General features: G+C 64.4%; 7 protein-coding genes and 1 pseudogene. 1 reads left to right on the plus strand and 7 read right to left on the minus strand.

The genetic code is table 11. The features are described 5' to 3' along the window. The 5 genes and pseudogenes from tolB to ybgC form a co-directional block, all read right to left on the minus strand. Positions 1-284, minus strand: a pseudogene (tolB, locus tag EOA29_RS20650) (Tol-Pal system protein TolB); the annotation flags it as partial. Between the two features lie 40 nt (positions 285-324). Further along, positions 325-1,479 carry a cell envelope integrity protein TolA gene (locus EOA29_RS20655; protein ID WP_126091445.1) on the minus strand — a complete coding sequence of 385 codons (1,155 nt, stop codon included), beginning with the start codon at positions 1,477-1,479 and terminating at the stop codon, positions 325-327. An 8-nt stretch (positions 1,480-1,487) separates the two neighbouring features. After that, positions 1,488-1,949 (minus strand): protein TolR, encoded by a 462-nt coding sequence (gene tolR, locus EOA29_RS20660; RefSeq protein ID WP_126091444.1) that lies wholly within the window; start codon positions 1,947-1,949, stop codon positions 1,488-1,490. Positions 1,950-1,958: 9 nt separating this feature from the next. Continuing rightward, positions 1,959-2,669 (minus strand): protein TolQ, encoded by a 711-nt coding sequence (gene tolQ / locus EOA29_RS20665; RefSeq protein WP_126091443.1) that lies wholly within the window; start codon positions 2,667-2,669, stop codon positions 1,959-1,961. Between the two features lie 337 nt (positions 2,670-3,006). Next, the gene (gene ybgC, locus EOA29_RS20670) at positions 3,007-3,474 is read right to left on the minus strand and encodes a tol-pal system-associated acyl-CoA thioesterase (RefSeq protein WP_126091442.1); all 468 of its coding nucleotides are present in this window, start codon (positions 3,472-3,474) and stop codon (positions 3,007-3,009) included. A 97-nt stretch (positions 3,475-3,571) separates the two neighbouring features. On the opposite strand from ybgC, the gene EOA29_RS20675 reads away from it, so the two are divergent. Further along, positions 3,572-4,822 carry a cellulase family glycosylhydrolase gene (locus EOA29_RS20675; protein ID WP_126091441.1) on the plus strand — a complete coding sequence of 417 codons (1,251 nt, stop codon included), beginning with the start codon at positions 3,572-3,574 and terminating at the stop codon, positions 4,820-4,822. Positions 4,823-5,097: 275 nt separating this feature from the next. Here EOA29_RS20675 and EOA29_RS20680 read toward each other — a convergent pair whose 3' ends face one another. Further along, on the minus strand, positions 5,098-5,994 hold the full coding sequence (locus tag EOA29_RS20680) for a metallophosphoesterase (RefSeq protein ID WP_126091440.1): 897 nt from the start codon (positions 5,992-5,994) through the stop codon (positions 5,098-5,100). Between the two features lie 136 nt (positions 5,995-6,130). Then, a partial coding sequence (locus EOA29_RS20685; RefSeq protein ID WP_281061098.1) for a Holliday junction DNA helicase RuvB C-terminal domain-containing protein occupies positions 6,131-6,675 on the minus strand: 545 nt, incomplete at its 5' end.

The following is a 6,675-nucleotide window of genomic DNA, read 5'->3' on the forward strand; positions in this document are numbered from 1 at the left end:
TCGAAGCGCGGCGTGGCGTCCGGGCCCGAGATCTTCTCGATAAAGGCGCTCTTGTCGATCGGCGCGAACAGTCCGGAACGCTTCAGATCGGCGGTGACGATCTCCGTGATCTGCGCGCCGAGCGCATCGCTGGACTGGAAGTCCGTGATGGCGATCGGCAGCGGCTCGACATTGCCCTTGTTGACGTTGAGCTCGACGAGGGCCCAGGCCGGCAAGGTGGCGCCGGCCGTCATGCCCAGCGCCATGGCGGCAATCATCAGGAGCGGCTTGAGGAAAGATCTCATGTCTTCTCGCTTCTCTTCTTTGATGGTTCAGACGCCGGGCCTAGAGGCCAAGCATCTCCCTTGGATCGAAGGTGACCCGGATGTCGTTCCAGATGTCCTGCTTGCCGGCGGGAACCTGCAGGCCGGCCACGTCGCATTTTTGAACCGCGCGCACGGCGCTTTCGTCGAACTGCCGGTTGCCGCTCGACTGCTCGACCGATGGGCGGCCGTCGAGCTTGCCATTTGTGTCGAGATTGAACCGCACCACGACGACGAAGTTCTCCGAGCCCTCCAACCCGACAGGCAATGTCCAGCAGCCGCCGAGCTGAGATTCCAGAGCCCCCTGCTCCGACTTGGAGAGCTTCTGGCCCTGGTCCTTTTCACCACCCAGCGATGACTGCTGTGTCGAGCGCTTGGCGCCGCCGCCGGATGGCTTCTGCTTGTCGAGCAGCGCGGAAATCTCGTCGGCGTTGAACTGCTTGTCATCCGACTTCGGCTTCGAGGAGGCTTCCTTGACCGGCTTTTCCGCATCCTTGCGTTCCGGCGCCTTGGCGCTCTCGGCGGGAGCAGGCTGCGGCTTCGGCCGCGCCTCCGGCGCCGGCGCGGAGTCCGGAAGCTTGGCCTCGTCGGTCGGCTGCTCCTTGGCGATCGCCTCCGCGACGGCGTCAGGCTTGACCTCCTCCTTCTGGATGGCGGCGGTCGTTTCCTTCGGCGGCGTTGGCGTCGGCTCCTTGGCTGGCGTCGGCTTGGGATCCGCCTGCTTGACCGGCTCGGGTTTGACCTCTTCCTTCGGCGCCGGCGTCGGCGCCACTTCGGTCGCAGGCACCGGCTTCGGCTTTTCCTGCGGCTTCGGCACGTCTTCGGCGGCCGGCTTCTCGGTCGGCGTCGGCGCAGGCGGCGGCGCGGACGTCTTGTCGACCGGCTTCGGCTTGGCTTCGTCCGTCACCGGCTTGTCGGTGTCGACGCTGTTCTCGCCGACCTTCTGCGCATCGGGAACGATATCCGGGCGCTTTGTCGGCAGCGGCGCCGGCTTGTCGTGCATCACGGCTTTCTTGTCGCCCTGCAGCGTCTGCGCAACCGCTTCCATCGGCACGATGTCGACCGCCACCGACTCCACGTCGCTGGCTGGCATGGCCGGCGGCGAGGATAGCGTGAACAGCCCGAAGGCCAGCGCCACCGCATGCAAGATCACCGATGTGGTGAGGCCGGTCCTCATCTTCGTGTCTACTGGTCCTGTTCCTGCAGCGAAACCAGGCCGATGTTCTTGTAGCCGGCCGCTGAAATGCGGGCCATGACCTTCATGGCGGTGCCGTAGTCCGTCGACTTGTCGCCGCGGATGAAGATGCGCTCGTCGTAGCCGGTCTTGGAGATCGCCTGCAGCTTCGCCACCAGCTCCTCGATCGGGATCTCGGTTTCCTGCAGATAGATCTGGCCGGTCGAATTGATCGACACCGTGATCGGCTGCGTGTCGACATTCATCGCCTTGGCCTGCGTATCCGGCAGGTCGATCGGAACGCCGACCGTCAGGAGCGGCGCCGCGACCATGAAGATGATCAAAAGCACCAGCATCACGTCGACCATCGGCGTGACGTTGATTTCCGACATCAGGCTATGATGGCGCCCGCGCCGCCTGTGGCCGCGTCCGCCTCGCCCTATGCCACCTGCGCTAGCAGCAGACATCCCCATGATCGTACCTCAGGCCTTCTGCGCCACTTTTTCATCGATTTGGCGCGAGAGTATGGCGGAGAACTCATCCGCAAACCCTTCCATGCGCATGGCGAGTTTGTTCGCATCCGATGACAGCTTGTTGTAGGCGATGACCGCGGGGATGGCCGCGAGCAGGCCGATGGCCGTCGCCAGCAGCGCCTCGGCGATGCCGGGTGCCACGACCGACAGGCTGGTATTCTTCGAGGCGGCGATCGCCTGGAAGGACGTCATGATGCCGATGACCGTGCCGAACAGGCCGATGAAGGGCGCGGCCGAGCCGGTCGTGGCGAGAAAGCCGAGGCGGCCCTCCAGCCTTTCCATCTCGCGGGTCAGCGCCAGGTCCATCGCCTTGTCGATGCGGGTCTGCAGCGCCAGCGGCGATTTCGCGCCCTTCTCGAAGCTCTTCTTCCATTCGCGCATGGCGGCGACGAAGATCGCGCCCATGCCGGTGGTCTTGCGGTCGGCGAGCGTCCGGTAGAGGTCCTCGAGCGACTGTCCCGACCAGAACACCTGCTCGAAGCGGTTGAGGGCGAGGCGCATGCGGCTGTAGGCGACAAGCTTGTCGATGATGATCGCCCAGGTCCAGATCGAGGCGCAGAGCAGGCCGATCATGACCAGCTTGACCACCCAGCCGGCCTGCATGAACAGGGCCCATATCGACAAATGCGCGCCCGGGTCGGCGAGTGCGATGTTTTCCATGACTTAAGTCCTTAAGAATTTTCCGGGCATCGCTGGCGGCTGGCCCATGGGCATCCCTTTGGTCCGATCGCGCGAAGCTTGAAGCTTGCGGGACAAGCCCCCGAATGCACCGTTTCGCGGCCTTTTCGGGGCAAATCTTGGTGAAAGGAAGGCGGCACGAATTGCGCCAATCTTCACCAATTCCTTCATGAACCGTTATGGTTAAGGATGGGTTAGGATATGAAGCGCGGCGCATTGCCGCGCCTCGCACGGATACTCATTGGCCGACTGGGGTCGAGGTGCGTTGAGATTTCAGGTCAGGCCGAGCCGTCGTTCGCAGGCCGGCATCACCTGAATATCAGGACACCCGAGGCATGAAAGCGGCGATCCACTCTTTAGGAAACCGCCTCGGCCTCCCGTTATCGCCGATGATCGCCGCCTCGACCTTTGCCTCGACCAGCACCTCGTCGCCGCGCTTCAGTTGCTGCGCCATGAAGATACGGGCGCCCGAGATGTCCTCGGTGCGCGTGTCGATGGTCAGAATATCATCCATGCGGGCCGGCGCGCGGAAGTCGATCTCCATGCGCCGCACCACCCAGACGATGCGCTCGCCATGCTTGCCGTCCAAAAGCTCGGTATGATGGACGCCGGCGAGCCGCAGATAGTCGGAGCGGCCACGCTCGAAGAATTCGAGGTAGCGCGCATGGTAGACGACGCCCGAGAAATCGGTGTCGGCATAGTAGACCCTGGCCATCAGCCGGTGGCCGAACTCCGTCAGCGCCCCGGAAAGCCCGGCGCAGAGCGCCGATTCACCATGATCGTCCATCGCGCTTTCCTTTTCAGGCCCGAACGGGCACCTGTTCGTTCGCGCGCCCTCCGGACCGCTGGACGGCTCGGGGCGGTGCGCATGGCGCGGGAACCGGATGGCACTGTTGGGCGCGATGATCAAGACCTTGACGGCGGCGCTGCTGACGCTGGCCGCGCTGACGCTGCCGGGTCAGGCAGCGACGTTCTCGATGAAGCGCGGCCTCAATCTCGACCAGTGGACGACCTGGACCGGCGAGGAGAAATGGAACGACCCGAAGGCCATCCTGCCCTATCCGGAATGGCGCAAATTCCTGAAGGAGGATGACCTCAAGGCGTTGAAGGATGCCGGTTTCGATTTCCTGCGCATGCCGGTCGATCCCTCGCCCTTCCTGTCCGACGAGACGCTTTCGCTGCGCGACGACCTCTACGCCAGCGTGCTGGACTCGGCGCGCATGATCAACCGCGCCGGGCTGAAAGTGATCGTCGACCTGCATCTCATCCCGGCCGGAGGCAACCGCAAGATCGGCATGAGCGAGGTGATGGACGATCCGGCCACTTTCGACGCCTATGTCGAGGTCGTGCGCAAGATGGCGCATACGCTCGCCGCCGAGGACCCAGGCCGGGTTGCCTTCGAGCTGATGAACGAGCCGATCGTCGACTGCGACGGGAACGGCACGAACCTGTGGCCCGACCGCCAGAAGAAATTGTTCGCGGCCGCGCGGTCTTCCGCCACCAGGCTGACGCTCATCCTCACCGGCGGCTGCTATTCCAATGCGGCCTCGCTGGCGAAGATCGATCCGAAGGCGATCCCCGACGACAACATCATCTGGACTTTCCATTCCTACGATCCGTTTCTTCTGACGCATCAGGGCGCGACCTGGGCCGGCGACTTCATCCGCTATGTCACCGGCCTGCCCTATCCGCTGACCGCGGTGCCGCGCGCCCGGCTCGACGTGGCGCTGGAGACGATCCGCGACAGGATCAGGGCCGAAGCGCCATGGACGCGCCGCAGCGGCATGCTTGCCTATCTGGACGAGCAGGTTGCCGGCATGGACAGCCCCGACAAGCTCGTTGGCCTGATGGACGCGCCTTTCAAGACCGTCGAGGGCTGGGCGAAGGCCAACGGCATCAAGCCGCAAGACATCACGCTCGGCGAATTCGGCATGATCCGCCAGGAATACGGCAACGCCTATGTGATGCCCGCCGAGTACCGCGCCGCCTATGTCAAGGACATGATCGCGCGCGCCGAGGCGCATGGCTTTTCCTGGTCGGTATGGGGCTATGGCGGCGCCTTCGGCATCGTCGATGCCTTCGACGGCGACAAGGCGGAGCCCAACGTGATGGACGCGATCAGGTCGCTACGCTGAGGCGCTTGGGGGCGAACCAGTCCCCGACATAGGGATTTTTGAAAGGTTGCCGTTTGCCTTGGTGCAGGATTCTCCGTTCATCTCCGTGAAATCAGCGCAACCGCCGGGGATTGGTTGAAGCCGCCCAAACGTCGTCATTCTAGGGTCTTCGCGACGGAGCTTCCCTCCTGCTCCGCCCGTGGATGACGACGGGGTGGGCGTTTCGGCCAATCTCCAAGGCATGCCACCTGCCAACGCAAACAGAGCCGACCAGTCAAAATCCCCGTGCTGGGGAACTAACCCAAATCGATCTGCAAAATCTCCGGCGGCATGCCGAAACGCACTGGCATGATGCTGAAGCCAAGCCCGCCGGATACGATCAGGTTGCGGTCGTTTTCCACGACATGGCCATAGGCGTAGCGGTTGCCGAACTCGGACGGCACGACCGGCGAATAGCCGAACAGCCGCACCTGCCCGCCATGGGTGTGGCCGGAAAGCGTCAGCGACACCCGCCAAGGGACTTTCGGGAAAATGTCGGGCTCATGCGCGAGGAGGATGACGGGCGCGCCGTCGCTCACCTTGGCGAGCGTGCCGTCGAGATCATCCAATCCTCTGGATTGTTCGCGATCCGGGCCTGGCAGCAGGGCGAGCTGGTCCGCCAGCCCGGCGATCCAGAAGGCGTGCCCATCCTTTTCGAGGCGCACCACATCGTTCTCCAGCACCGGGATGCCGACATCCTCCAGCGCCTTGCGCGCCACGGTCGGTCCCGAACGGGCCCGTTGCGCCATGATATCGTGCCACCAGTCGTGATTGCCGAGGATCGAGAGCACCCCGAGCGGCGCCTTCAGCCCCGACAGAGCCGCGGCCCATTCCGGGACGGGCACCTCGTCCGTCACCAGTCGCATGCCGGCGATATAGTCGCCGAGCAGGGCCACGAGGTCCGGCTGCAGGGCGTTGGCCCGCTCGACGAGCGAAGCGATGTGCCCGGCTGTCATCCAAGGCTTGCAGGCATGGATGTCGGCAAGAGCCACGACGCGGAGCTTGAGGCCAGCCGGCCAATGCGGCGGCGTCAGGCTGTAGCGCTTCACATGCGTCAAGAGCATCGGCTCGATGCCGACGGCATAGGCGCTGAGCGACACCATCGACAAGAACGAGCCGCCGATGAGGCGCAGGAAGCCACGTCTGGTGATCATCTGTCAGCCCAAGCCCTTGGGATTCAAGTAAGCGAGCCTTGCCTTAAAGGCGGCAATTGTGCCCTCACCTGGGCCGAGGCGAGCAGATTCTGCGCAGACAAGCCGTTCCCTGCCCGACAGGGAGAACAAATATCCGTTACTCTTCCTGGAACAGGCTGATCTGCTGCTGCGCGAGGTCCTTTGGCGGGTCGAGCCCGAGATGCCGCCAGGCATTGGCGGTCAGCACGCGGCCGCGCGGCGTGCGCTGGATGAAGCCCTGTTGGATGAGATAGGGCTCGATGATGTCCTCTATGGCGTCGCGCGGTTCCGACAGCCCCGCGGCGATCGTCTCGATGCCGACCGGCCCGCCGCCGAAATTGCGAGCGATCATCGAGAGGTACCGGCGGTCGAGCGCGTCGAGCCCGAGCCCGTCGACTTCGAGCCTGGTCAGCGCCTCGTCGGCAATGCGCTTGTCGACATGGCCGTTTCCGGCGACGGAAGCGAAGTCACGCACGCGGCGCAAGAGCCGTCCGGCGATGCGCGGCGTGCCGCGGGCGCGGCGCGCGATCTCCAGCGCGCCATCATCGCCGAGCGGCATCGAGAGGATGCGGGCGCCGCGGCGCACGATCTGCTCCAGCTCCTCGACCGTGTAGAAATTGAGCCTGACCGGGATGCCGAAACGGTCGCGCAGCGGGTTGGTCA

It is taken from the genome of Mesorhizobium sp. M1E.F.Ca.ET.063.01.1.1 (assembly GCF_003998155.1).
Classification (GTDB): Bacteria; Pseudomonadota; Alphaproteobacteria; order Rhizobiales; family Rhizobiaceae; genus Mesorhizobium.

What these genes read in the sequence shown, in the direction of transcription:
- EOA29_RS20655 (WP_126091445.1), bottom strand. Translation starts at nt 1,479, where the DNA reads ATGAGGACCGGCCTCACCACATCGGTGATCTTGCATGCGGTGGCGCTG.
- tolR (WP_126091444.1), bottom strand. Translation starts at nt 1,949, where the DNA reads ATGGGGATGTCTGCTGCTAGCGCAGGTGGCATAGGGCGAGGCGGACGC.
- tolQ (WP_126091443.1), bottom strand. Translation starts at nt 2,669, where the DNA reads ATGGAAAACATCGCACTCGCCGACCCGGGCGCGCATTTGTCGATATGG.
- ybgC (WP_126091442.1), bottom strand. Translation starts at nt 3,474, where the DNA reads ATGGACGATCATGGTGAATCGGCGCTCTGCGCCGGGCTTTCCGGGGCG.
- EOA29_RS20675 (WP_126091441.1), top strand. Translation starts at nt 3,572, where the DNA reads ATGGCACTGTTGGGCGCGATGATCAAGACCTTGACGGCGGCGCTGCTG.
- EOA29_RS20680 (WP_126091440.1), bottom strand. Translation starts at nt 5,994, where the DNA reads ATGATCACCAGACGTGGCTTCCTGCGCCTCATCGGCGGCTCGTTCTTG.